Source organism: Nonomuraea gerenzanensis, from assembly GCF_020215645.1.
Taxonomy (GTDB): Bacteria; Actinomycetota; Actinomycetes; order Streptosporangiales; family Streptosporangiaceae; genus Nonomuraea; species Nonomuraea gerenzanensis.
Window position 1 is genome coordinate 388,439 of record NZ_CP084058.1, and the last position, 24,463, is coordinate 412,901.

At 70.7% G+C, this 24,463-nt stretch carries 24 protein-coding genes and 1 pseudogene; 11 read left to right on the forward strand and 14 right to left on the reverse strand.

Features of this window, described 5'->3' with window-relative positions; genetic code table 11:
- The first annotated feature begins 55 nt into the window (after nucleotides 1–55).
- The 4 genes from LCN96_RS01965 (at nucleotide 56) to LCN96_RS01980 (ending at nucleotide 2,949) form a co-directional block, all read left to right on the forward strand.
- The gene (locus LCN96_RS01965; RefSeq protein WP_148441709.1) at nucleotides 56–844 is read left to right on the forward strand and encodes an ABC transporter ATP-binding protein; all 789 of its coding nucleotides are present in this window, start codon (nucleotides 56–58) and stop codon (nucleotides 842–844) included.
- 109 nt (nucleotides 845–953) lie between these two features.
- Entirely contained in the window at nucleotides 954–1,877 is a 924-nt protein-coding gene (locus LCN96_RS01970; RefSeq protein WP_225270874.1) for an SPFH domain-containing protein, read from the forward strand.
- A gap of 59 nt (nucleotides 1,878–1,936) precedes the next feature.
- Entirely contained in the window at nucleotides 1,937–2,692 is a 756-nt protein-coding gene (locus LCN96_RS01975; RefSeq protein ID WP_225270875.1) for a sulfite exporter TauE/SafE family protein, read from the forward strand.
- Nucleotides 2,693–2,715: 23 nt separating this feature from the next.
- Nucleotides 2,716–2,949: a hypothetical protein gene (locus LCN96_RS01980; RefSeq protein ID WP_225270876.1), complete on the forward strand. Its 234-nt coding sequence runs from the start codon at nucleotides 2,716–2,718 to the stop codon at nucleotides 2,947–2,949.
- 69 nt (nucleotides 2,950–3,018) lie between these two features.
- Here the strand turns inward: LCN96_RS01980 and LCN96_RS01985 are convergent, their stop codons facing one another.
- The 6 genes from LCN96_RS01985 to LCN96_RS02010 form a co-directional block, all read right to left on the reverse strand.
- On the reverse strand, nucleotides 3,019–3,843 hold the full coding sequence (locus tag LCN96_RS01985; RefSeq protein ID WP_225270877.1) for an NAD(P)H-binding protein: 825 nt from the start codon (nucleotides 3,841–3,843) through the stop codon (nucleotides 3,019–3,021).
- Nucleotides 3,844–3,872: 29 nt separating this feature from the next.
- On the reverse strand, nucleotides 3,873–4,694 hold the full coding sequence (locus LCN96_RS01990; RefSeq protein ID WP_225270878.1) for a Rieske 2Fe-2S domain-containing protein: 822 nt from the start codon (nucleotides 4,692–4,694) through the stop codon (nucleotides 3,873–3,875).
- A 120-nt stretch (nucleotides 4,695–4,814) separates the two neighbouring features.
- On the reverse strand, nucleotides 4,815–5,426 hold the full coding sequence (locus LCN96_RS01995) for an HD domain-containing protein (RefSeq protein ID WP_225270879.1): 612 nt from the start codon (nucleotides 5,424–5,426) through the stop codon (nucleotides 4,815–4,817).
- A gap of 1 nt (nucleotide 5,427) precedes the next feature.
- Entirely contained in the window at nucleotides 5,428–7,611 is a 2,184-nt protein-coding gene (locus LCN96_RS02000; protein ID WP_225270880.1) for a molybdopterin-dependent oxidoreductase, read from the reverse strand.
- 121 nt (nucleotides 7,612–7,732) lie between these two features.
- Nucleotides 7,733–8,371 (reverse strand): hypothetical protein, encoded by a 639-nt coding sequence (locus tag LCN96_RS02005; protein ID WP_225270881.1) that lies wholly within the window; start codon nucleotides 8,369–8,371, stop codon nucleotides 7,733–7,735.
- A 1-nt stretch (nucleotide 8,372) separates the two neighbouring features.
- On the reverse strand, nucleotides 8,373–8,588 hold the full coding sequence (locus tag LCN96_RS02010) for a hypothetical protein (protein WP_225270882.1): 216 nt from the start codon (nucleotides 8,586–8,588) through the stop codon (nucleotides 8,373–8,375).
- Nucleotides 8,589–9,236: 648 nt separating this feature from the next.
- Between LCN96_RS02010 and LCN96_RS02015 the strand changes: the two genes are divergently transcribed.
- Both LCN96_RS02015 and LCN96_RS02020 read left to right on the forward strand, forming a co-directional pair.
- Entirely contained in the window at nucleotides 9,237–10,100 is an 864-nt protein-coding gene (locus LCN96_RS02015) for a helix-turn-helix domain-containing protein (protein WP_225270883.1), read from the forward strand.
- A gap of 53 nt (nucleotides 10,101–10,153) precedes the next feature.
- Nucleotides 10,154–10,378: a DUF397 domain-containing protein gene (locus tag LCN96_RS02020; RefSeq protein ID WP_225270884.1), complete on the forward strand. Its 225-nt coding sequence runs from the start codon at nucleotides 10,154–10,156 to the stop codon at nucleotides 10,376–10,378.
- A 237-nt stretch (nucleotides 10,379–10,615) separates the two neighbouring features.
- On the opposite strand, the gene LCN96_RS02025 is transcribed toward LCN96_RS02020, so the two are convergent.
- Nucleotides 10,616–12,004, reverse strand: a complete 1,389-nt coding sequence (locus LCN96_RS02025; protein WP_225270885.1) for an MFS transporter — start codon at nucleotides 12,002–12,004, stop codon at nucleotides 10,616–10,618.
- A gap of 133 nt (nucleotides 12,005–12,137) precedes the next feature.
- On the opposite strand from LCN96_RS02025, the gene LCN96_RS02030 reads away from it, so the two are divergent.
- The 4 genes from LCN96_RS02030 (at nucleotide 12,138) to LCN96_RS02045 (ending at nucleotide 16,569) form a co-directional block, all read left to right on the forward strand.
- A complete protein-coding gene (locus LCN96_RS02030) occupies nucleotides 12,138–12,974 on the forward strand; it encodes a helix-turn-helix transcriptional regulator (protein WP_225270886.1) in 837 nt (278 codons plus the stop codon).
- Nucleotides 12,975–13,034: 60 nt separating this feature from the next.
- Complete coding sequence (locus tag LCN96_RS02035) at nucleotides 13,035–14,114, forward strand: CapA family protein (protein WP_225270887.1); 1,080 nt, start codon at nucleotides 13,035–13,037, stop codon at nucleotides 14,112–14,114.
- A 42-nt stretch (nucleotides 14,115–14,156) separates the two neighbouring features.
- The gene (locus tag LCN96_RS02040) at nucleotides 14,157–15,908 is read left to right on the forward strand and encodes an SDR family oxidoreductase (protein WP_225270888.1); all 1,752 of its coding nucleotides are present in this window, start codon (nucleotides 14,157–14,159) and stop codon (nucleotides 15,906–15,908) included.
- 97 nt (nucleotides 15,909–16,005) lie between these two features.
- Nucleotides 16,006–16,569 carry a TetR/AcrR family transcriptional regulator gene (locus tag LCN96_RS02045; RefSeq protein WP_318528362.1) on the forward strand — a complete coding sequence of 188 codons (564 nt, stop codon included), beginning with the start codon at nucleotides 16,006–16,008 and terminating at the stop codon, nucleotides 16,567–16,569.
- On the opposite strand, the gene LCN96_RS02050 is transcribed toward LCN96_RS02045, so the two are convergent.
- The 3 genes from LCN96_RS02050 to LCN96_RS02060 all read right to left on the reverse strand — a co-directional run bounded on the left by LCN96_RS02050 (nucleotide 16,566) and on the right by LCN96_RS02060 (nucleotide 18,521).
- Entirely contained in the window at nucleotides 16,566–17,612 is a 1,047-nt protein-coding gene (locus tag LCN96_RS02050; protein ID WP_225270889.1) for a hypothetical protein, read from the reverse strand. The genes LCN96_RS02045 and LCN96_RS02050 overlap by 4 nt on opposite strands.
- Before the next feature lie 4 nt (nucleotides 17,613–17,616).
- Entirely contained in the window at nucleotides 17,617–18,120 is a 504-nt protein-coding gene (locus LCN96_RS02055) for a SigE family RNA polymerase sigma factor (RefSeq protein WP_225270890.1), read from the reverse strand.
- A gap of 68 nt (nucleotides 18,121–18,188) precedes the next feature.
- Nucleotides 18,189–18,521: a hypothetical protein gene (locus LCN96_RS02060; protein WP_225270891.1), complete on the reverse strand. Its 333-nt coding sequence runs from the start codon at nucleotides 18,519–18,521 to the stop codon at nucleotides 18,189–18,191.
- A 172-nt stretch (nucleotides 18,522–18,693) separates the two neighbouring features.
- Here LCN96_RS02060 and LCN96_RS02065 point away from each other — a divergent pair, with 172 nt between their 5' ends.
- Nucleotides 18,694–19,224, forward strand: a complete 531-nt coding sequence (locus tag LCN96_RS02065; protein ID WP_225270892.1) for a tetratricopeptide repeat protein — start codon at nucleotides 18,694–18,696, stop codon at nucleotides 19,222–19,224.
- Nucleotides 19,225–19,433: 209 nt separating this feature from the next.
- Here the strand turns inward: LCN96_RS02065 and LCN96_RS02070 are convergent, their stop codons facing one another.
- The 4 genes and pseudogenes from LCN96_RS02070 to dnaJ form a co-directional block, all read right to left on the reverse strand.
- Entirely contained in the window at nucleotides 19,434–20,141 is a 708-nt protein-coding gene (locus LCN96_RS02070) for a hypothetical protein (RefSeq protein WP_225270893.1), read from the reverse strand.
- A gap of 187 nt (nucleotides 20,142–20,328) precedes the next feature.
- Nucleotides 20,329–22,902 carry an ATP-dependent chaperone ClpB gene (gene clpB, locus LCN96_RS02075; protein WP_225270894.1) on the reverse strand — a complete coding sequence of 858 codons (2,574 nt, stop codon included), beginning with the start codon at nucleotides 22,900–22,902 and terminating at the stop codon, nucleotides 20,329–20,331.
- Between the two features lie 33 nt (nucleotides 22,903–22,935).
- Nucleotides 22,936–23,259 (reverse strand): annotated as a pseudogene (locus LCN96_RS02080) (heat shock protein transcriptional repressor HspR); the annotation flags it as partial.
- A gap of 3 nt (nucleotides 23,260–23,262) precedes the next feature.
- Entirely contained in the window at nucleotides 23,263–24,450 is a 1,188-nt protein-coding gene (gene dnaJ, locus LCN96_RS02085) for a molecular chaperone DnaJ (RefSeq protein WP_225270895.1), read from the reverse strand.
- Nucleotides 24,451–24,463: the final 13 nt, after the last annotated feature.

Consider the following 24,463-nt stretch of genomic DNA (forward strand, 5'->3'; position numbering starts at 1 on the left):
GCGCTCGCCCTGCAATAGGTTTGTCCCGAGGGTGACTCCTAAGGAGGTATCGGGGATGGGTGGTCAGGTGCTGCGGCTCCAGGACGTCGCCGTCAGGCGCGACGGAGCGGCCCTGTTGCGCGGCATCGACTGGACGGTCAACGGTGACGAGCGGTGGGCCGTCATCGGTCCCAACGGCGCGGGCAAGACGACGTTGCTGCAGGTCGCCGGCACGTTGCTGTATCCGAGCGAGGGTGTCGTCGAGGTGCTGGGTGAGCGGCTGGGGCAGGCGGACGTCTTCGACCTGCGACCCAGGATCGGGCTGGCGAGCGCCGCGCTGGCCGAGCGCATCCCGCCGGAGGAGAAGGTCATCGACCTCGTCCTGACCGCCTCGTACGGCATCATGGGCCGCTGGACGGAGGAGTACGACTCCAACGACGTGACGAGGGCCGTGGAGCTGATCGACATGATGGGCGCCGCCCATCTGATCAGGCGGCGGTTCGGCACCCTGTCGGAGGGCGAGCGCAAGCGGGTGCAGATCGCCCGCGCGCTGATGCCCGACCCCGAGATGCTCCTGCTCGACGAGCCGGCCGCCGGGCTCGACCTGGGCGGCAGGGAGGATCTGGTGCGCCGCCTGTCGGTGCTGGCCGGCGACTACCGATCGCCGACGCTGGTGCTGGTGACGCACCATGTGGAGGAGGTGCCGGCCGGGTTCACGCACGCGTTGCTGCTGCGGCACGGCTCGGTGGTGGCGCAGGGGCCGCTGGAGCACGTGATGACCGCCGACAACCTCTCGCAGACGTTCGGGGTGCCGCTGACGCTGGATCGCAGCGCGGAGGGCCGCTGGTACGCGCGCGCTCACTAGCCGCGGACGCGCGTGCTCACTAGATCGCCATTTATGGTGATAAAAGACGCCGATACCTCAAACCAAATAGGATCTACGTAGTCGGTTCCCTCGACTCCGGAGCGTCGCCATGTCCGTCGAGCAGCTCATCGTCGCCCTGGTCGTGGTCGCGGCGGTGGGCTTCGGGGCGGCTCGCGCGTTCCGCGTCGTCCCGCAGGCCACGGCCGCCGTCGTGGAGCGGCTCGGGCGCTACCACCGCACGCTGACCCCCGGGCCGAGCCTGGTGGTGCCCTTCATCGACCGCATCAAGGACCTGATCGACCTGCGCGAGCAGGTGGTGGCGTTCCCGCCGCAACCGGTGATCACCTCCGACAACCTCGTGGTCTCCGTCGACACCGTCGTCTACTTCCAGGTCACCAACCCGAAGGCGGCCACGTACGAGATCGCGAACTTCATGACCGGCATCGAGCAGCTCACCGTCACCACGTTGCGCAACGTGGTCGGCGGCATGGACCTCGAACGCACGCTGAACTCGCGCGAGGACATCAACACCGCGCTGCGCGCCGCGCTGGAGGAGGTGACCGGCACGTGGGGCGTCCGGGTCAACCGGGTCGAGCTGAAGGCCGTCGACCCGCCCGCCTCCATCCAGGAGTCGATCGAGAAGCGGCTGCGCGCCGACCGCGACAAGCAGGCCGCCGTGCTGGCCGCGGAGGGGCAGCGCCAGGCGGCGATCCTGGCCGCCGAGGGCGAGAAGCAGGCGTCGGTGCTGCGGGCGCGCGGCGAGGCGGAGGCGGCCGTGCTGCGCGCGCAGGCGGAGGCGGAGGCCCACGCCATGCGCGCCAAGGGGCAGGCGGACGCGATCGGCATGGTGTTCAAGGCCATCCACGAGGGCAACCCGAACCAGCAGCTCCTGGCCTACCAGTACCTGCAGACCCTGCCCGAGATCGCCAAGGGCGACGCCAATAAGATCTGGATCGTCCCCTCTGAGATGGGCAAGGTCCTGGAGAACCTGGGCGGCCTGTTCACACCCCCCAAGGGACAGGACGACCCGTAGGAACCCCGCCGCCGCGGCCTCGACGGGGACACCCACGCGGCGGCGACGGGAGGGTCTCCTTGACGGGCTGGGAGCTGGCCGCGGTGTGCGCCGCCGGTGTGGTGGCCGGTGCCATCAACGCGGTGGTCGGGTCGGGGTCGCTGATCACGTTCCCCACGCTGGTGGCTTTGGGCGTCGACCCCGTGACCGCGAACGTCTCCAACACCGTCGGCCTCGTGCCCGGCTCCTTCAGCGCCGCCTACGGCTACCGCACGGAGCTGCGCGGCCAGCGCGACCGCCTGCTGCGGCTGGGCGCGGCCTCGGCGCTGGGGGCGCTGATCGGCGGGATCCTGCTGCTGTTCCTCGATCCCGACGTGTTCGAGATCGTGGTGGTGGCCCTGATCGCGCTGGCCTGCGTGCTGGTCGTGACGCAGCCCAGGCTCAACGGGTGGGTGGCGGCCCGGCGGCGGCAGCCGCACCCGCACGGTGGCGCGGCCCTGTGGCTGGGCGTGCTGGGTGCGGGTGTCTACGGCGGGTACTTCGGCGCCGCCCAGGGGGTGCTGCTGATCGGGCTGCTCGGCATCTTCCTCGACGACGACCTGCAGCGGGTGAACGCCGCCAAGAACGTGCTCGCGCTGATCGTCAACGGGGTGGCCGCCGCGTTCTTCGTCGTGGCCGCGGACGTGGACTGGCAGGCCGCCGCCGGTGTGGCGCTGGGGGCGATCCTGGGCGGCTGGCTGGGCGCCAGGCTGGGGCGGCGCATCCCCGCTCCGGTGCTGCGGGCGGTCATCGTGTGCGTGGGGGTCGCGGCGATTATCGTACTGGTGTACGGATAATCGCCGGTGGGTAGGAACCCGGTATGAAAGGTGACCGGGTGGAGATCGTCATCGACGCCGGTGGCTCGTCGCCGCGCACCTACGAGATCACGGCCACCCGCGCAGGCCGGCGGGTCGAGGTGGCCAACCGGCGGGGGCTCGTGGAGGTGAGCGAGGTCACGCGCAGCGGCACGCCGGTGCGCACGGCCCGCTTCATGTCCAGCCGCATCCTCGCCCTCGTCGAGCACCCCGCCGACGAAGCCACCGACGGGGCCTGAAGCGCGCGGGCATCGAGCAGGCGGCGCCTGAGCGCACGCGGGTGTCAAGCAGACGAGCGCTCAGGATGTTCAGCGGAAGTCCGCCACGTGGTCCTCGGCCCACTGGCGGAAGCTCAGCGCGGGCCGCCCGAGCAGCCGCCGCACGGTGTCGGTGGCCCGCTCCGGCCGGGTGACGAAGCTCTCCCACGCCTGCAGCGCGCTGCGCACGAACGCCTCGTCCCCCCAGGCCGCCAGCAGCTGCTCGGCGGCCTCCTCCGGCGGCTGCTCCTCCCACCGCACCGGCCGCCCGACGGCCTCGCCGATCACCCGCGCCTGCTCGGCCTGGGTCAGCTCGTCAGGGCCGGTGAGGGGGTAGGCGGCCCCGTTGTGCCCCGCCGAGGTGAGCACGTGCACGGCCACCGCGGCGATGTCCCGCTCGTGGATCAGCGCCCGCGACGCCTGCCCGTACGGCCAGCGCACCACCCCCTGCCTGACCTGGTCCGCCCACCCCAGCGTGTTGGCCGCGAAGCCGCCGGGCCGCAGGAACGTCCAGCCGAGGCCGGAGCGCCGGATGAGCCCTTCGATCTCCCCGTAGTGGCCGGCGGCGTCCTCGCTGTCGGGCACCAGCGCCGACAGGTACACCACCCGCCGCGCGTGCTCGGCGATCAGCGCGATCACCTCCGCCGCGTTACCCGTGGTCAGGCCGGGCCAGAGCAGGAACACGCTCTCCACGTCCTTCAACGCCGGTTCGAGCGTCTCAGGGGCGGTCAGATCGCCCTGGACGGCCTCCACACCCGGCTGGACCCGCTCGGGCCGCCTGGCCAGCGCCCGCACGTCGAGGCCCGCCGCGGCGAGCTGGGACACCACATGCCTGCCGACATTACCGGTCGCACCGGTCACAAGAATCTTGCCCATGACCTCGACCGTAGGACCTCAACCAAACTTCAGGTCAACCCCGGCCGCACCTGGATGGTGCCGTCCCGTCTGATCCGGGTCTCGAAGACGGGTGCCGGCGCGGTCGCGGGCCCGTGCTTGACCGACCCGTCCGCCAGCCTGAACGTGCTGCTGTGCCAGGGGCACACCACACACGCCTCGCCGTCCTCCATGACGAGCCTGCCCTGGTGCAGGGGCCCTGCCAGGTGCGGGCACCGGTCGGCGAGCACGGTCACGCCGTCACCTTGGCGCAGCACGAACAGCTGGATGTAGCCCAGCCGCCTGGCCACCGGGCGCCCGTCGGGCAGGTCCTTGAGCGGGCACAGGTCGTGCCAGCCCAGCGGCACCAGATGCGTGACCTGCGGCGCGTGGTTGGCGCCCGCGGCCTGCCGGTAGGCCAGGTGACCGCCGAGGTAGGCGCCGAGGCCGCCCACGGCCAACCCCGCGTAGGAGAGCATCCGGCCTGGCCGCTCGCGGCCCCGGATGCGCAGGATCAAGGAGGTGGACAGGAGGCCGAGCGCGGTCAGGTTCGCCGCCATGTGCACGAAACCCACCCGCTGCTGCTCGCGGTGCAGCGAGGACCAGTCGGTCAGCCCTGCCGCCGCCGTGGGCAGGGCGTTGACCAGGCCCGTGGCGAGCAGCAGGCGTGCCGCCCGCGGGTCGGCGTCCGCCAGGTCGAGCACGGCGGTGGAGAGCCAGCACCCCAGGCTGACCGTGGCCAGCGGCGGATGCACCGGCTCTCCGATGGGGACACCGTGCAACAGGTCGCGCAGGCGGCCCTGGCGTAGGCGCTGGCGCACGAACTTGGCCAGCCCCCGGATCGGCGTGTCCATGGCCTTCGACTTCTCGAGCCGATCGGCGATGGCAACCGGCCCGGCGAAACCCCGCAACTGCCGACGTCTCGCGCGTACTGTCTCTTTCACGACAAGTCCCCTACCCCAGGCATGTGGGGATCACTCGGACAGGTGTCCCCTGGCCACGGAGAGTTCGACCAGTTCCAGGGCGTACGCGCCGAGCGAGGGCGAGCCCTCCTCGATGATCCGCACCTTCTCCCTGACCTGCGTGGCCGTCACCTTGAACAGCGGCCACGTGCCGCCCTCGGTGTGGTGGTTGGCCAGGATCGGGGCGAAGCGGTCGAGCGCCTTGGCGAACCTCGCCTCCGGCGTCTTCCTGGCCTCGAACTCCTCCCACAACTCCCGCAGCCACACCCCCTGCTCGTCCGGCAGCAGGCCGAAGATGCGCTCGGCGGCGGCCCGCTCGGCCTCGGCCTGCGCCTCGACCGCCACCGAGTCGTAGATGAACGTGTCACCCGCGTCGATCTCCACCAGGTCGTGCACCAACAACATGGCCACCACCCGTTGGAGGTCCGTCCCGGGTGGGGCATGCTCTCCGAGGACCATCGCCAGCGTGCCCACGTACCAGGAGTGCTCGGCGGAGTTCTCCCGCCGCGAACCGTCGATGAGATGGTTGCGGCGGATGATCCGCTTCAACTTGTCGATCTCGATGGCGAAGGCGATCTGGGCGTTCAGGCGATCCTCTTCTGGCGCGATAGTCACGCGCGACACCCTAATGTGCGATGATCACCCCGGTTGGTGAAATCGTGACCGGAACTCCGTTGAACACTGCGTTACCACTCGGAACGTCTATGGTCGTCTCGTCGGTGAGCGTGTTCGCGCTGACGCCCGCGTGCTCGGCAGCCACGCTCTGGGCGCTGCCCGCGTGACCCCAGCCGTGCGGCAGGCTGACGACGCCCGGCATGATCGTGTCGGTCGGCTCGACGGGCACGGTGACCTGGCCTTTAGCCGAGCGCACCACGGCCTCGCCGTCCAGGCCCAGCCGCGCCACGTCGGCGGGGTGGATCTGCAGCGTGCACCTGTTGCTGCCGCCGACCAGCGGGCCCACGTTGTGCATCCAGCTGTTGTTGGAGCGCAGGTGCCGCCGCCCGATCAGGACGATCTCCGGCGGCTCCTCCTCCAGCTTGCCGCGCAGCCGCTCCACGTCCTCCATGAGCTGCGGGGGCGCCAGCTCGACCAGCCCTGACGCGGTCTTCAGCACCTCGCCCAGCCGGGGCTCCAGGGCGCCGAGGTCGAGGCCGTGCGGGTTGTCGAGCAGCTTGCGCAGCGACAGGTCGCCCTTGCCCGCCCACTCGCCGTACGGGCCGAGCCGCAGCATGAGGTCGAGCCGCCGCTCGCCGCCCGTCTCGCCCTCCAGCAGGTCGCGCAGCTCCGCCACGTCCCGCCCCTCGATCCCCGAGCCGGGCGTCTGCGTGGCCTTGCGCAACATCTCGTCGATGACGAACGCGTCGAGGTCCCCCTCCAGCCCCGAGGCGATCATCGCCAGCCTGGCCAGGATCTGCGCCTCCGACGGCCGCTCGTCCAGCGGCAGCAGCGGCGGCGAGTAGCGCGCGTAGTTGCGCACGGCGAACCCGAGCAGCGCGAAGTCGTAGTGCCCCGACTGCAGCACCCGCGGCGGAGGCAGGATGACGTCGGCGTGCTTGGTGGTCTCGTTCAGGTACGGGTCCACGCTCACCATGAAGTCGAGCTGCCGGAAGGCCGCGTCCAGCCGGTCACCGTGGGGCGCCGACAGCACGGGGTTGCCCGCGACCGTGAGCAGGAAGGTGACCTGCCCCTCGCCGGGCGTCTCGATCTCATCGGCCAGCGTGGCCACGGGCAGCTCGCCGTTCGCCTCGGGCAGGCCCCTGACGCGGCTCTTCCACCGGCCCACCGCGTACGGCCTGCGGCGCCCGGCGAACTCGGTCGCGGGCTTGGGGAACATCGCGCCGCCCGGCCTGTCGAGGTTGCCGGTGAGCACGTTGAGCACGTCCACCAGCCACTGGGCCAGCGTGCCGAACTCGGCCGTGCACGTGCCGATCCTGGCGTAGACGGCGGCCGTGGGCGCCGCGGCCAGCTCCCTGGCCAGCCGGGCGATCGTCTCGGCCGGCACCCCGGTGCGCCGCGCCACCACCTCGGGCGGGAACTGCTTGGCCGCCTGGCGCACCTCCTCCAGCCCGTTGAGCTCGTAGCCCTCGGGCCTGGCCAGGCCCTCGGCGAACAGCGTGTGCACGATGCCGAACAGCAGGTACGCGTCCGTGCCAGGACGCACGAAGACGTGCTCGTCGGCCAGCGCGGCGGTGCGGGTGCGGCGCGGATCGACCACGACGAGCCGGCCGCCGCGCCCGCGCAGCGCCTTGAGCCTGCCGGGGAAGTCGGGCGCGGTGCACAGGGAGCCGTTGGACTCCAGCGGGTTGGCGCCCAGCATCAGCAGGTAGTCGGTCCTGTCGAGGTCGGGCACCGGGATGGCCAGCGGATGGCCGAACATCAGCCCGCTGGCCACGTGCTTGGGCATCTGGTCGGCGGTGCTGGCGGAGAAGACGTTGCGGGTGCCCAGCGCCTTGATCAGCGGGGCGGCGTACAGGGCGCCCGCCATGGTGTGGGCGTTGGGGTTGCCGAGGTAGACGGCGATGGAGCGGCGGTCGGCGACGCGGCCGAGGCCGGCCCGCACGGCCGCGAACGCCTCGTCCCAGCCGACCTCGCGCCACAGCTCGCCCTCCCTGATCAGCGGCTTGCGCAGGCGGTCGGGGTCCTCGTCGAGGCGGCCGAGACTGGCTCCCTTCGGGCAGATGAACCCCTTGCTGAACGGATCGTCCCTGTCACCTCGGACACCGGTCACGTGCCCGCCGTCGTCGAGGGTGAGAGTCAGGCCGCAGACGGCCTCGCACAGGGGACAGGTCCGGTGGACGGTCGACGTCATCACGACTCCTGAGTTCGCCAGATGAACTCATCTTCGCGCGGACGGGGCACATGGGGAAGCCCCGGAGCCCCCGCGGTCTCCGGGGCTTGCACCCCTAGGGACGGCCCCGTTCCCTAGGTCTTCAGCCTGCCTGGGGCAGCGCCACCAGATCAGGCGGCTCCTCTAGCTCGGATCTCAGCGGGAGCCAGGCTTGCCTGCCGTACAGCCGGTCCAGCCCGGGTGAGGCCGCGCCGGGCGCCTCGTCGCGCCTGACGATCTCCACGATGAGGAACTGGGCCCGCGTGCGGTGCCGGTAGACGTTCACGCTGCGGGCCCAGCAGGCCGCGGCGATCTCGTCGCCGTACGCCTCGAACGCCTCGGCGCTGATTCCGGCCCGTACCATGACCAGCGCCTTCTCGCCCGTGGTCGTGGGCGTGATCCAGAGCACCAGCGGGATGCGGCCCGACCTCGTGTGCATGGTGGTCTCCAGGCAGGTTCGCTGCAGGCGGCGCCTGGAGACCACGCACCAGAAGTGCGCCACGACCCAGTTGCGGCCGAACCTGGTGGCGGCGGGCACCGACACCGCGCCGGCCACCAGGACGAAGGGCGCCCACCGGCCCTGCTGAGCGGCGCCCAGCAGGGCCGTCACGAGCAGCGCCAGCCCGCCGAGCAGCGCCAGCTCGGTGCGCGCCCGCCAGAGCCTGGCGACCGGGGAGCCGCCGCGGGCGGCGGGGAGGTCCTCACCGGCCGGGTAGATCTGGTTGCGCGGGTTCCTCGGCATGTCAGGACACCTCCTCGGTCACCTTGCGTGGCTGGCGGAGCTGGTCGAAGCGCGGGTCGCGATACCTGCGGGATCCGAAGCCCGTCTGGGTGACGGTCCAGCCCATCCGGAAGGCGAACTCGTCGGGCTCCACGCAGATCTCGTAGTCGGCGGACGCGATGAGATCCTGGATCCAGGACTTGATTCGGCTGACCCCCTTGGTACCTTGTGAGTACATAGAAGACCCCTTTCGCGGCATTTAGAGGTGGCTTCTTGCCGGTCCGACGGCTGGTGACCGAGTTTCGCCGCAGGGTGGCAGCCCAGATGCGGTGCTCGGTGATCAGCCTCGGCCCGGCTTTTTTCGTGCTCGTACGAGCGGTCTCGCGCTGTGCGATTCAGGCGATGACGAAATCCTTCCGGCAAGTGGCCTCCCTGTAGCGGATGTTCGTTTCCGGGACGGCGACGTTGCCGGAGAGGCGGCCCTCGTGCGGGCGCGCGACAGTGGGCGGAAGGCCTGTTGCGGTGGGCCGTGCTGTCATGTCCGGCCTCCTCACAACTCGGGATCCCTCCTGGTTCTGATCGTCCCCTGCGGTTGTCAATGCTGCAAGACTTCCAGCAAGGGAAGATTTACTTTTCTTCGCTTCTTGCGGTGCAACTTGCACGACAAGCGTCACGAGTCCCTCCGGAGCCGGAAGATCTTTCCCGTCTCCTGCCAGTTCGTGGAGCTTGTCCTTGCTCCTACGCTGGACCCATGAAAGCCTTCTGGCAAGGCTGTGCGGCACAACACATGCAACTTGCAGTGTAAGATTGGGCGAACGGCCCAAAAAGCCGGGCTCCAAACGGTCCCTTCCGGCTACACCTTCATTCCTGAGAAGGAGCGTGGACGGTGCCATCGCAGCAGGGCAGTCCAACAGTTCGGCGGCTCCGGTTGGGTCAGGAGCTACGCCTACTCCGCGAGCGGCGGAAGTACACCGGGGCCAAGGCCGCCAGAGAGCTCGGCTGGTCGGCGAGCAAGGTGAGCCGCATCGAGGCCGCCAAGACCATGCCGTCCGCCGAGGACATCAAGTCCATGGCGAAGCTGTACCGCGCCGACGGCGACAAACTTGACGAGCTCGTCGGCCTGTTGCGTGATGCGGAGCAGCGTGGGTGGTGGGAGGATTACGAAGACACCCTCCCCGAGGAATACACAAGATTCCTCGGCCTGGAGGCGGAGGCCATCCACCAGCGCAACTGGGAACCCCAGGCTGTGCCGGGTCTCCTGCAGACCGAGGACTACGCCCGGGAGGTCATCCTCGCCACGCGGGGCATCGCGCGCATCACGCACAGCGGCGTCCGCAGCAGGGTCGAGGCCCGGCTCGACCGGCAGCAACGGGTCCTGCACAGAACCGACCCCTGTCGGATGAGCGTCATTCTGGACGAAGCGGCATTAATGCGCCGTTTTGGCGAGCCTTCGGTCATGCGTGAGCAGATGGAACATCTGTTGGAGGTGTCCCTACTGTCACACGTCAGCGTTCAGGTCCTACCATTGGACTCGCTTCACCCGGTCAACACCGGTGCGTTCATTCATCTCAAGTTCGCGGAATTCGACGATGTGGTGTACCTCGAGCAGCTCTACTCGGCCCACTTCGTGGAGGACCTCGAGCGGGTGGCCGGATACGAGACGGCCTTCGACCACATGCGGTCGGAGGCTCTGGACGAGGACGAATCTCGCGTGCTCATCCAGCGCAAGGCCATGCTCTGGCGGCGTTGACGCTTGACGACGCCGTCACCTCAATACACAGGCAACGGAGCCTAGGGAAGAAAATGCACAACGACATCACGAAGGCGGCCTGGCGCAAGGCCAGCTACTGCAACGGCGCAACGGCTTGCGTCGAGGTGGCGCCGCTGGCGGACGGCAACGTCGCGCTTCGGGACAGCAAGCAGCAGGACGGCCCGGTCCTGGTGTTCACGCCGTCGGAGTGGGCCGCCTTTGTGGCGGGCGTCCAAGACCATCAGTTCGACCTGGCCACTCTGGCTGCCAGCGCCTGACGACTCCGGAGAATTTGTCGGCACAGTTTTCCGGAGTCGTTCTTTTGTGGCTCCAGCCTGCTGGGCCGGTTTTTCTGATATCTGCGTGGCAGACGAACGCGGCGTGCCCGGATCTCACTGGGCACGCCGCGCGCGTCTCAGGGGTCAGGCCAGGTCCTGGGCCACGGTCTGCATGACCGCCAGCCGGGCGGCGGTCACCCGCGGCCCGGCCTGACGGATCACGTCGCCTGCTCCAGGTCAGGCAGCGGCCGGCACGCGGCGCCGCACCAGGAACAGCGAGCTCAGCCCGGCGAGCACGGCCAGGGCCGCCATGGCGACGGACGTGGTCAGCGAGGCGGTGGCGGCCGAGGCGCCCGCGTCGAGGGAGATGAACAGCGTGCCCACGGTGGAGACGCCGATGACCTGGCCGAGCTGCATCACGGTGAGCAGGGCGCCGCTGGCGTCGGCCGCGTACGCGTCGTCCACCTGCTCGGTGGCCATGTTGGTGACCGCGACCTGCACGCCGAGGCCGGCGCCGATGAGGGCGCTCATGACCGCGTACGCCACGCCGCCGCCGGCGGCCAGGCCCAGGCCGACGTAGGCGGGGGCGGCCACCACGTAGCCGAACGGCACCAGCGGCCGCTGCAGCCGCGCGGGCAGGCGCGGCCAGGCGAGCCCGACCAGGCCGAACGCGAGGGCGCAGGGCACCAGCATCATGCCGGAGGCCAGCGGCGACAGGTGCAGGTCGCCCTGGAGGTGCAGCGCGGAGGTGAACAGGAACGCGCCCCACGTGGCCGGGCCGAACAGCAGGATCGCCAGACCGGGACGCATGCCCGGCGCCCGCAGCACCCGCGCGTCCACCAGCGGGCGCCCGCCCCGCGAGGTCACCCAGCGCTCGACGCGGACGAACGCGGCGAACGTCACCACGCTCAGCCCCATCGAGATCCAGCCCCACAGCGGCCAGCCGAGGTCGCGGCCGAGCACCAGCGGCACCACGAGCAGCAGCACCGCCGCCGACAGGCTCACCAGGCCCAGCGGGTCGAGCCCGGTACGGCCGCCGCCCTCGTCGGCCGGCAGCACCTTCAGCCCGGCCACCAGCAGCAACGCCCCGATGGGCACCAGGGTGAGGAACACGACCCGCCAGCCCAGCCCCAGGCCCAGCAGGATGCCGCCGAGCGCCTGGCCCACCACGATGCCGCCGCTGATCACCAGCGACCACAGGCCGATCGCCCGGCCCCTGGCCGCACCGTGATAGTTGCGCTGGATCAACGTCAGCACCTGCGGCATCATCATGGCGGCCCCGGCGCCCTGCAGCAGCCGGGAGGCCACCAGCCAGCCGGTCGAGGGTGCCAGCCCGGCGGCGAGCGTGGTGATCACGAAGACCGCCAGGCCGCCCAGAAACGCCTTGCGATAGCCGAACAGGTCGCCGATCCTCGCTCCGGTGATGAGCAGCACGGCGTAGACGATGGTGTACCCGGCGACGATCATCTGCAGCCCGGCCCCCGAGGAGTGCAGGTCTGCCTCGATGGTGGGGGTGGCCACGTTCACGATGTTGACGTTCAGGATCGCCAGGAACTGCCCCACGAGGATGATCGCCAGGAGCAGGCCGCTGGCCTTGGGAACGGCTTCCTGCGTCTGGGTGTTCACAGGAGGGGTGAAAGCGGCAGTATGCGACATGCTGCTCAGTCTGCCGCCATCCCGGTACCAGTAACGAGAGCCCCTTTATACTGGTACTGGTGCTAACTGGATAAGCCGCCCCGTGTGCCCCCATAGTGGAGAAATGACCGTGGCTGAGGCAAGACGTATCGACCTGTCGGCGTTCCTGCGCTCGCGGCGGGAGCGGATCACGCCCGAGATGGTCGATCTGGCTCCCGGCCCACGCAGGCGCACGCCGGGGCTGCGCCGCGAGGAGGTCGCCCAACTCGCCGGGGTGGGCGTCACCTGGTACACGTGGCTGGAGCAGGGGCGGCCGATCAACGCCAGCCCGCAGGTGCTCGACGCGATCTCGCGCACGCTCAGGCTCGACAGCGCCGAGCGCCACCACCTCTACCGGCTGGCCGGGCAGGCGGCCGACCCGGTCCCCGTCGATTCGGGCCAGGTGACACCCGAGATGCAGGGCATCCTCGACCGGCTCGGCGACATGCCCGCCTGCGTGTCCAACAGCCGGTGCGACGTGCTGGCCTGGAACGACGCCTATGCCGCCCTGTTCCCCGAGCTGGTCGCGGCGCCGGAGGGGGAGCGCAACTCGCTCTGGCAGGCCTGCGTGCGCCCCGAGCCCACCACCCGGCTGCTCGACCGCGACCACGAGCTGGCGCGGGCGGTGGCCGTCTTCAGGGGCGCCTACAGTCGGCACACCGATTCGCGGTGCTGGCAGGACTTCGTCCGCAGGCTCAGCGCGGAGAGCGCGGAGTTCGCCCGGTTGTGGGCCCGCCAGGACGTGGCCGATCCGGGGCCGAGGGTGAAGCGGTACAAGCACCGGGAGCTCGGCGGGCTGCGCTTCAGCACGACCAGCCTGACGGCGATGCCGGAGATCCGGCTCATCGTCTACACCCCGATGGATGACAAAACTTGCCGGGCTATGTCCGAATTGATGAGCATGAGGGAGTCTGCGCGGTAGTCCGCCCTGCATGGCATGCTCGATCCCTGTAAGACAGGTTTCGAGCGGAAGTGGCGGCGAATGAGAATCCCCCGTGCCCTCCCGGTGATCGCTGTCGTCGGATTACTGGCGGCGTGCTCGGCGGCGCCCGAGCGTGAGCCCCTGAGCCAGCAGGTGGCCGCGCCGGAGGAGAGCTCGCAGCAGAAGAGCGCGAAGCCGACCCCCGAGCGCAAGCCGTTCACGATCGCGTTCGGCGGGGACGTGCACTTCGAGGGCATCCTGCGGCCACGGCTGAACAACCCCCGCACGGCGCTCGGCCCGATCGCGAGCGTGCTGCGCAAGGCCGACTTAGCGATGGTGAACCTGGAGACGGCCATCACCACGGGAGGGACACCGGCGCCCGGCAAGCAGTACACGTTCAGGGCGCCGTCCAGCGCGCTGACGGCGCTGCGGGCCGCCGGGGTGGACGTCGCCTCCATGGCCAACAACCACGGCATGGACTACATGGAGACCGGGCTGGCCGACTCGCTGGCGGCGATCGAGCGCGGCAAGCTGCCTGTGGTGGGCATCGGCGAGAACGCGGCTCAGGCGTACCGGCCCTTCCGCAAGACCGTCAACGGCAACCGGGTCGCGATCATCGGCGCCACGCAGGTGCTGGACGCCGAGTTCATCCAGTCGTGGACGGCCACGGCGGAACAGGGCGGGCTGGCCTCGGCCAAGAACGAGCCGGCCCTGCTGCGCGCGGTACGCCAGGCCCGCAAGAACTCCGACACCGTGATCGTCCACCTGCACTGGGGCACCGAGATGCAGAAGTGCCCCAACGAGGCGCAGCTCTCGCTGGCTCCCAAGCTGGTCGAGGCCGGCGCGGACGTGGTGGTCGGCGGGCACGCGCACATCCTGCTCGGCTCCGGCTACCTCGACGACGCCTACGTCAACTACGGCATGGGCAACTTCGTCTTCTACAACTCCAACCCGGCCACGACCGGCAGGACGGGCGTGCTGACGCTGACCATCAACGGGCGCAAGATCTTGAAGGACTCGTGGACTCCGGCCACGATCCAAGGGGGTATCCCGATACCGATGACGGGGTCGGCCAGGACCGGGGCCGTGGCCGAGTGGAAGGCGCTGCGCGCCTGCACGGGGCTGGCCGCACGACCCTGATCGATCTATTCTACTGGACATCTCGTCCAATAGGAGGTCGCGATGCGGATGGTCGAGTCCGGTGACGTGCGGCTGGCGGTGTCGGAGGAGGGCGATCCCGGCAGGCCGGCCGTGCTGCTCCTGCACGGATACCCCGACACGCATCGGGTCTGGGACGAGGTGGCCGTGCTGCTGCGCGACCGCTTCCACGTGGTGCGCTACGACGTACGCGGGGCCGGGGCGTCCACCGGCCCGGCGGACCGGCGCGACTACGGCTTCGACCGGCTGATCGGCGACCTGCAGGCGGTGCTCGACGCCGTGGGGCTGCCCCGCGTGCACCTCGTCGGGCACGACTGGGGCTCGCTGCAGGGCTGGGAGGCGCTCGGCAGGGCCGGCATCAGGGACCGGCTGGCCTCGTTCACCAGCCTGGGCGGGCCGGGGCTGCGGCAGGCGGCGGACTTCACCCGACACGGGCCGCGCCGCGACGTCGCCGCGCAGCGGCTCAGGTCCTGGTACATCGGGGCGTTCCGGCTCCCCGTGCTGCCCGAGCTGGCCTGGCGCTCCGTGCTGCCCGGGCTGGTGACCCGCGCCCTGCGCGGCGACGGCATCGCGCCGCGCCCGGGGCATCCGGCCGACACGCTCGTCGCCGACGGGCTCAACGGGCTCGCGCTCTACCGGGCCAACATGCCGGGGGGCGCGCTCGACCCGCGCGTGCCCGGCGTGCCCGTGCAGATCATCGAGGCCACACGCGACGCGTACGTCACCCCGGCGCTGCTGGCCGCCGTGGGGCGGTGGGCGCCCCGGCTGTGGCACCGGCGGGTCGCGGCCGGGCACTGGGCGCACCGCAGCAGGCCAGAGGCCGTGGCCGGGATGATCGCCGAGTTCGTCGAGCACGTGGAGGGCGGGCCCGCGAGCGGGGAGTTGCGGCGGGCGCGCGGGGAGGGCGGGCCTGTGAGCGGGGAGTTGCGGCGGGCGCGCGGGGAGGGGGCGTTCGGCGGGCGGCTGGTGGTCGTCACCGGTGCGGGGTCCGGGATCGGGCGGGCGACGGCGCGGGCTTTCGCGGCGCACGGGGCGGAAGTGGTCTGTGCGGATATCGATATCGACGCGGCCAAGCGGGTGGCCGACGGAATTGCGAGAGATTTTCGGATCGCGGCGTTCGGTGTGCAGGTCGATGTGGCGAATGCCAGCGAGATGGAGGACTTTTCCCGAAATATCATCTCTGAATATGGTGTCCCGGACATTGTGGTGAACAATGCGGGGATCGTCGTCGCGGGCGCGTTCCTCGACCACACCCTCGACGACTGGCGCAGGATCATCGACGTCAATCTGTGGGGCGTCGTCCACGGCTGCCGGCTCTTCGGCGCCGCCATGGCCGAGCGCGGCGCGGGCGGGCACCTCGTCAACGTCGCCTCCCTGGCCGCGTTCGCGCCCTCCCGGGTGCTGCCCGCGTACTCGGCCTCGAAGGCGGCCGTGAAGATGCTCAGCGACTGTCTCAGGGCCGAGCTGGCGGATCACGGCATCGGGGTCAGCGCGATCTGCCCCGGGTTCGTCTCCACGGGCATCGCGAGCCATGGGACGTACACGAAAGAGGGGTTGCGCGAGGACGCCGTGCGCGGGCTGGCGCGGCGCGGATACCCGCCGGAACGCGTGGCCGCGCACATTCTGCGGGCCGTGCACAGAAACCAGGCCGTGGTCCCCGTGAACGCCGAGGGCAGAATCGGCTATGCGCTGTCGCGGATTTCGCCCCGTGCGATGCGCGGGCTGGCCCGATTGAGTAAATTCACGGGTAACGATCGCCCATACAGGAGAAGATGAATCCGTGTCTTCGCCGCAAATGGACGACGTATGCGTCCACCCCAATGCCCTCAGGCGGCAGCCCGCACAGCGCCGCAGCGCCCGGCGCGTCGAGCGGATGCTCGACGCGTGCGCCCAGCTCCTCGACGAGGCCGGGTACGAGGCCCTGTCCACCACTCGCATAGCCGAGCGGGCGGGCGTGGCCATCGGCTCGGTCTACCAGTTCTTCCCCGACAAGCGAGCGATCACCCAGGAGCTCACCCGGCGCAACGTCGAGGAGTTCGTCCGCAGGGTCGATCGCAGGTTCCTCGAAGAGGACTATCGCGGCTGGTGGGAGGCCGTCGACGCGATCATCGACATCTACGTGGACATGCACCGCACGGTCGCCGGGTTCCAGAGCCTGCACTTCGGTGACGCCGTCGATCTCAACCTGCTCGACTCCGACTCCGACAACAACACGGTGATCGCGGGCCGGCTGCGCGGATTGTTCCTGAAGGAGTTCGGGCTGGCCGACAGCCCCGCGCTCGACCTGGCCGTGCTGGTGGCGGTCGAGGCGGGCGACGCCGTGCTGAAGATGGCCTTCCGCCGCGATCCCGATGGGCAGCCCGAGATGATCGACGCGGCCAAACAGCTGATCAGGGGGTTCCTGACCCGCCAGCTCAGATCCTGGGCGCCGCGTTAGCGCCCGGCCTCGTAGACGGCGACGGTCATGGTGCCCGGGCGGCGGCCGTACTCGGCGTACCGGGACGACAGCTTGACCTTGACGGTCATCTTGCCGTCGGGGCCGGGCCGCGTCCTGCCGAACATGGAGAAGCCCACGCTGCCCCCGGAAGGAGGCTCCGAGCAGTAGCCTTCCGTGTTCTGCAGCTTGCCGTTCACGTGGACCTCGCCGGTCAGCCGTCCCGCGAGGACGCCGCCGCAGTACACGACCAGCGCCCAGTCCCTGCTCAAGGCCGGCACGGTCACGGTCACCTCGCGCGCCGCCGGCCAGACGGCGCTCTTCGAGCCGACCAGCCGGTAGTCGGGCGGCGTCCCGCCGAAGGACTGCGGGGGCGCGACGGGGGAGGGCGCGGGTGGCATCGTGGCGGGCGGTGTCCACTCGTAGACGCCGAACCGCCACCTCTTCGCCTTCTCGCTCGGCACGGCCTTCAACTGCTTCGGCACGGAGATGGTGAGCTTCGCCCGGCGCGTGCCGGACGGGAACGGGACGAGGTCGCTCGGCATGTGCGTCTCGCACATCTTCAGCAGGGAGGCCATGGGGGTCAGCGCCCACGTGTCCGGACCGGGCTGGACGACCCGGACCTGCGGCACCAGCCGGGTCCTCGACGGGCAGTCCGCCATGATCGCCAGCGGCTTGCCACTCACCTTCACCTCGAACGTCACCTCGTCCTTCTCCGGCGCGTCCAGCGTGGCCGTGGCGATCCGGCGGTAGAGCGTGCCGTCCTGCTCCTCGAAACTCGCCGGGAGCAGGTGCGGCGAGGGGGCGCCGGCCGGGGTGGCGTCCTTGCGGGGCTGGAACACCTGGGCGGGCGGCCCCGGCTCGACGAGCATCCCCGCCACCACGACCGACGCGGCGGCGACCCCGGCGACGGCGACCGTGACCAGGCGGCGGCGCCGGGCCGCCCGAGCGCGGGTGCGCAGCCGCTCCCACGGCACCGGCCGCTCCAGGGCGGGCCGGCTGCGCACCTCCAGCAGGTCATGCAGATCCTGACGGCTGACGGGCACGTCCCTACCCCTTCCTCGCGTACGCGGTCGCGACCGACTCGTCGATCCGCAGCTTGGCCAGCGCCTTACTGGTCTGGCTCTTGACCGTGCCGACGCTGCAGCCCAGCGTGTCGGCGGCCTGGGCCTCGGTCATGTCCTCGAAGAAGCGCAGCACGATCACGGCCCGCTGGCGCGCGGGCAGCCGGCCCAGGGCCTGCCAGACCAGCTCGCGCTCGTCGGCCTCGCCCATGCGGTCGGCGGGCTCGGGGTGCTCGGGTGGCGCCCCCGTGGTCAGCTCCACCTGCCGCCAGCGCCGCCGCCACCACGACACGTGCACGTTCACGATGATCTTGCGGACGTACGCCTCGTGCTCGTCCCTGATCCGCCCCCAGGCCACCCACGCCTTCATCAGCGCCGTCTGCACCAGGTCCTCGGCCACCGCCCAGTCCCTGGTGAGCAGGTAGGCCGTGCGGAGCAATCGATGCCACGCCGCCGCGACGAACGCGTCGTACTCCGATCGATCCGCCATGCGCAAGCCTCTCTCCATCGTCGGTCACCCGTACGACGCCGGTGACCGGCGGGAAAGTTGCCCGCGGCTTACTGCTCCGCCGTCTCCTGCATCTCCCTGAGCGGCTCGGCCAGCCAGGCGGGCACGTCACGCAGCCAGTTCTTGTCGTGCTCCCCGAGCGCGGTGGCGGGCACCTGGTGGTACGGGCGCGGCGTGGCCGGCGTGCGCAGACAGGGGGCGGGGAGCGAGACCGGGCGCGTGTCCCTGGCCTCGCGTACGTCGAGCCTGGCCTCCAGAGCCCGCAGGTTGCGCTCGGCGGTCTCGATGGCCTCCAGGCGGGCCGACAGGTAGCCGGCGACACCGGGCACGAGGGCCGACAGCACGACGGCACAGGCCAGCGTGAAGGTCAGCTGCTTGGACAAGCCCATCACAGTCCCTCCGCTCGCGTGGCGGCAAAGTGACTGGTTTATGCCCCATGACCTGGCCGGACACGCGCGCCGTGAGCAGAGTTGGACAGTACGTTACCGAATATGCACGGGACCGGCGATGCGGATTGACCGGGCAAAGGCCCGGGTGGCTCGGTAGTCTCGCGGTGTGGCGCATGTGACCCGTGAGCACCTTGATCGTCTGCTTGAGCAGGCGCTGTTGGCCGACGACCACGACTCCTTGGCCAGTCGGCTGTACGACGTCGCGCTCGACTACTCCTCCGGTGACGTGTCCAGGGCCTCCATCCTGGTGCTCGCCGCCGAGGAGTGGCGAGCGGCGGGGCAGCCCGCTCGCGCGATGGAGTGTTTCCAGCGCGCGGTCGAGGACGGTGGCGAGGCGGGTTTCGACCCGCGTGCCGGCATCGCCGACACGCTCTTCGAGCTCGACAGGCCTGACGAGGCGAGGGAGGTCATCGAGACGATACGCGCGGAGGGAAACGTCTCCACGGCGACCGCTCACACGATCGCCGAGACGCTGGTCGCCTATGGCGATCTCCAAGGGGGCCTGGAATGGGCCACCCAGGCCGTCCTGCGGTGTGACGAGAACGACCCGGAGCAGGTGGCGCTGCTGCGCACCCGCTATCGCATCAGGGTCGATCTCGGGCTCCCCGAGGACGAGCTCGACGAGCTCGTTTCCTGAGGCGGCCGCGCGTCAGCCGGGCCCGCCCGATGGGGCAGGGCCCGGTCAGTCATGCCCGCGTGCCTCTCGCGATGGGCCCGGTCGGTCGTGCCCGGGTGCCTCTCGCGGGAGGGGCCGCGATCCCCGCCTGGTCCGTTCGTGGGGACCGCGACCCCTCCGCCAGGGGAAGCCGGGCGTGGCAGGCACGGTCCACGCCCGGACAGGGTGGCTCACTTGAGGCCGAGACCGCCCACGGCGTCGGCCAGACCGGCGGCCCCTGATCCGCCGCCCGGCAGGATCGCGACGCCTTCGAGGCTGTCCACGGCCTTCGGCAGCACCTGGCCGACGAGCTCGGCGCTCACCTGGCTCACCGGCTCCTGCAGCCCCAGCGGCGAATCGACTCCGGTGCCGACGACGCGGTTGGGGAAGGGGCCCTGGCCGATCGTCATCTGACCCGGCAGCCTGCTGTCCAGCGGGGTGCCGGGCACCTCGGGCAGCGCCGAGAGCGGCGGGAGCGGCGGCAGGTCCGCCATGGTCGCCAGGTCGGCCACGCCGGCCGGTCCCGGCACCATGGGGAACAGCGCGGGGGAGGCCGAGAACAGCGAGGACAGACCCCAGGTGGCCCCCACGCCGCTCAGGTCCGCCATGCTCAGCACCTCCTTGCCGGTCGCCACGCCGGTGAAGCCGAAGTGCCTGGCCATCTCGCCGGCCGCCATGGCCACCTTGGTGCTCTCGCTGGCGATCATGCGGCTGCCGGCCGAGCCGCTGTCCTCGACCCTCAGCGAGGAGGGGTTGTCGCAGGCCGAGACGACCGAGGCGGGCGACAGCACCGCGGTCTCGGCGCAGTTGTTCGCGACGGAGGTGCCGGCGGACAGCCAGCTGACGCCCGCGGCCAGAGCGGCCACCGCGATCGTGCTCCGGATCTTCTGGAATGACACCGCACGTCTCCCTGAGTCGATGTCGGTGATCTGACGAACGCTGAACGTAGTCGCCCGCCGGTCCGGGGGAGTGCGGCTTGTCCGAAGAGTGGGGCGAACCTTACCGAGCGGGTGGCCCGATGACCGTGCCATGACACGCCGGAGCCCGGGGACCGCCTGGATCCCCGGGCTCCGGTGACTGAGCCTGCTAGGCCGCCCGCTCGATGAGCAGCTCGTCGTCGCCCAGCTCCACCAGCACCTTGTCGCCGTCGGACACCTCGCCGGACAGCACCGCCTTGGCCAGCTTGTCGCCGATGGCGGACTGGACCAGGCGGCGCAGCGGGCGGGCGCCGTACAGCGGGTCGTAGCCCGTCAGCGCCAGCCACTCGCGGGCCGCGGCCGTGACCTCCAGCGTCAGCCTGCGGTCGGCCAGGCGCCTGGCCAGGCGGTCGACCTGGAGGTCGACGATCTGCGCCAGCTCCTCGGAGCCGAGCGCGTCGAAGAGGATCACGTCGTCGAGCCGGTTGAGGAACTCCGGCTTGAACGAGCTGCGCACCGCCCCCATGACGGCCTCGCGCTTGGCGCCGTTCTCCAGCGCCGGATCGACGAGGAACTGCGAGCCGATGTTGGAGGTCAGGATCAGGATCGTGTTGCGGAAGTCGACCGTGCGGCCCTGGCCGTCGGTCAGCCGCCCGTCGTCGAGCACCTGCAGCAGGATGTCGAACACCTCGGGGTGGGCCTTCTCGACCTCGTCGAGCAGCACCACGGTGTACGGGCGCCGCCTGACGGCCTCGGTGAGCTGGCCGCCCTCCTCGTAGCCGACGTAACCGGGAGGCGCGCCGACCAGCCTGGCCACGCTGTGCTTCTCGGAGTACTCGCTCATGTCGATGCGGGTCATCGCCCGCTCGTCGTCGAACAGGAACTCCGCCAGCGCCTTGGCCAGCTCGGTCTTGCCCACCCCCGTCGGGCCGAGGAACAGGAACGAGCCCGTCGGCCGGTCGGGGTCGGCGATGCCGGCGCGGCTGCGGCGGACGGCGTCGGAGACGGCCTGTACGGCCTGCTGCTGGCCGATGAGGCGCCTGCCCAGCTCCTCCTCCATGCGCAGCAGCTTGGCCGTCTCGGCCTCCAGCAGGCGCCCGGCGGGGATGCCGGTCCAGGACGAGATCACCTCGGCGATGTCGTCGGGGCCGACCTCCTCCTTGACCATGGCGTTCTCCGGCGGCGCGGCCTCGGAGGCGGCCTTCAGCGCCTGCTCCAGCCGGGGCACCTCGGCGTACATCAGCCGGGAGGCCGCCTCGAAGTCGCCGTCGCGCTGGGCCCGCTCGGCCGCGCCGCGCGCCTCGTCGAGCTGCTTCTTCAGCTCACCGACCTTGTTGAGGCCGGCCTTCTCGTGCTCCCAGCGGCCGACGAGGGCGTTGAGCTCCTCCTGCCGGTCGGCCAGCTCCTGGCGCAGCCGCTCCAGCCGCTGGACGGAGGCCTCGTCGGTCTCCTTCGACAGGGCCAGCTCCTCCATCTTCATCCGGTCCACGTTGCGCTGGAGCTGGTCGATCTCCACCGGACGGGAGTCGATCTCCATGCGCAGCCGCGAGGCGGCCTCGTCGACCAGGTCGATGGCCTTGTCGGGCAGGAATCGGTTGGTGATGTAGCGGTCGGACAGCGCGGCGGCGGCCACCAGCGCGCTGTCGGCGATCTGCACCTGGTGGTGGGCCTCGTAGCGGCCCTTGAGCCCGCGCAGGATCGCGATCGTGTCCTCGACCGTGGGCTCGCCCACGTAGACCTGCTGGAAGCGGCGCTCCAGCGCCGGGTCCTTCTCGATGCGCTCGCGGTACTCGTCGAGCGTGGTCGCGCCGATCATGCGCAGCTCGCCGCGGGCCAGCATGGGCTTGAGCATGTTGCCGGCGTCCATCGCGCCCTCGGCGGCCCCCGCGCCGACGACGGTGTGCAGCTCGTCGATGAACGTGACGATCTGCCCGTTGCTCTCCTTGATCTCGGAGAGCACGGCCTTGAGCCGCTCCTCGAACTCGCCGCGGTACTTCGCGCCGGCCACCATCGCGCCCAGGTCGAGCGAGATGAGCCGCTTGTTGCGCAGCGACTCCGGCACGTCGCCGGCCACGATGCGCTGGGCCAGGCCCTCGACGACGGCCGTCTTGCCGACGCCGGGCTCGCCGATGAGCACCGGGTTGTTCTTGGTGCGGCGGCTGAGCACCTGGACCACGCGGCGGATCTCGCCGTCGCGGCCGATCACCGGGTCGAGCTTGCCCCCGCGCGCCCGCTCGGTCAGGTCGACGCCGTACTTCTCCAGCGCCTGGTAGGTGTCCTCGGGGGTCTCGCTGGTGACGCGGGCGTTGCCGCGTACCTTCTCGAACGCGTCGAGCAGCGCCTGCGGCGTGGCCCCCTGCGACTTGAGCAGCTCGGCCGACTGGCCCCCGTCGGCGGCCAGGCCGACCAGCAGGTGCTCGGTCGAGACGTAGAGGTCTTCGAGGCGGTTGGCGTGCTGGGCGGCGGTGTTCAGCACGGTCAGGAGCTGGCGGGAGCTGGACGGCGCCCCCACCGTCGCGCCCTGCGCCTTCGGCAGCGCCGCGAGCTGCTCCTCCGTGCGGGCCCGCAGCGTGCGCCAGTCGGCGCCGACGGCTTCGAGCAGGGGCACGGCGGTGCCGCCCGTCTGGGAGAGCAGCGTGGTCAGCAGGTGAGCAGGGGCGATCTCCGGGTTGCCCTCAGCGGCGGCACGCCGCATGGCACCCGAGAGCGCTTCCTGGCTCTTCTGGGTGAGCTTGTAGTCCATGACTTTCTAGGCCCCCGGTGGCAGCTCGTAGCGGATCAGGGCTCTGACCATGCGCATCTCGGCGCGCAGCCGGTGCACCTCTTCACGCAGCCGCAGAGCTTCGTTCTCGAGCTCGAGAATCCGCTTGATCCCCGCGAGGTTGATGCCCTCTTCCTGGGAGAGCCGCTGCACCTCGCGGAGCTGGATGATGTCTCTGGTGGAGTAGAGGCGGCCGCGGCCCGCCGTGCGGCCAGGGCTGACCAGGCCGAGCCGGTCGTACTGCCGCAGCGTCTGCGGGTGGAGCCCGGAAAGCTGCGCGGCCACCGAGATCACGTAGACAGGGGTGTCGTCTGACAGGTCGAAATAGTTGGCGTCCATCGGCTACTCGCTTCTGGCTCGCTGAATGAGCTCTGCGCGCGGGTCCTCGCTCGCGTGCGCGGTGTTGAACTCGTTGAGCAGCTCTCGCGACTTGTCGTCGAGCGTCTTCGGCACGACCACCTCGACGCTGGCGAGCAGGTCGCCCTTGGTGCCGTCCTTCCTCGTGACGCCCCTGCCCCGCACGCGGAACGTGCGGCCGTTGGGGGTGCCCGCGGGGATGCGCAGCGTGACCGGCATGCCCTTGAGGATCGGCACCTTGATCTCGGCCCCCAGCGCGGCCTCCGTGAACGTCACGGGAACCGTGATCGTGAGGTTGTCACCCGCCCGGCCGAACACGGCGTGCGGCTTGACGTGGGTCTGGATGTACAGATCGCCCGCCGGGCCGCCGTTCTCGCCCGGCGCCCCCTTGCCCTTGAGCTTGACCCGCTGGCCGTCGGCCACCCCCGCGGGAATGCGCGCCTGGATGGTGCGGGTGCTCTTGGCGCGGCCGCTGCCCTCGCACACGGGGCAGGGGTCGTCCACGATCAGCCCGCGGCCCTTGCAGTCGCGGCAGGGCTCGGAGAAGGCGAAGTTGCCGAGGTTGCGGCTGGCCGCGCCGGTGCCCTCACAGGTGGGGCAGACCCGGGGGGTCGTGCCCGCCTTGGCGCCGGTGCCGCTGCACGCGTTGCAGGCGGCGGAGCTGGTCAGCCTGAGCGACACGGTGGTGCCCTCGACGGCTTCGGTGAACGTCAGCGTCACCTCGGACTCGACGTCCTGGCCACGCCGCGGCCGGGTCGTCGTGCCGGTGGTGCGGCCGCCGGCGGCGCCACCGCGGTTGAACAGCCCGCCGAACAGGTCGCCGAGCCGCTCGCCCGCGCTGCCGCCGTGACCGGTCTGCTGGCTGGTGCCACCGAACAGGTCACCGAAGTCGAACGGGAAACCGCCGCCGCCCGGGCGCTGGCCGCCCACCCCGCTCCCGAACAGCGTGCGCGCGTCGTCGTACTCCTTGCGGCGCTTGCTGTCGGACAGGACGTCGTAGGCCTCGGAGACCTCCTTGAACTTGGTCTCCTTGGACGGGTCGCCCTGGTTGGTGTCGGGGTGGTACTGCCTGGCCAGCTTCCGGTAGGCCTTCTTGATCTCGTCGGCGGTGGCGGTCTTGGGCACACCAAGGACGGCGTAGTAGTCCTTTTCCAGGTAGTCCTTGGTGCTCATCTACGGCCCTTCG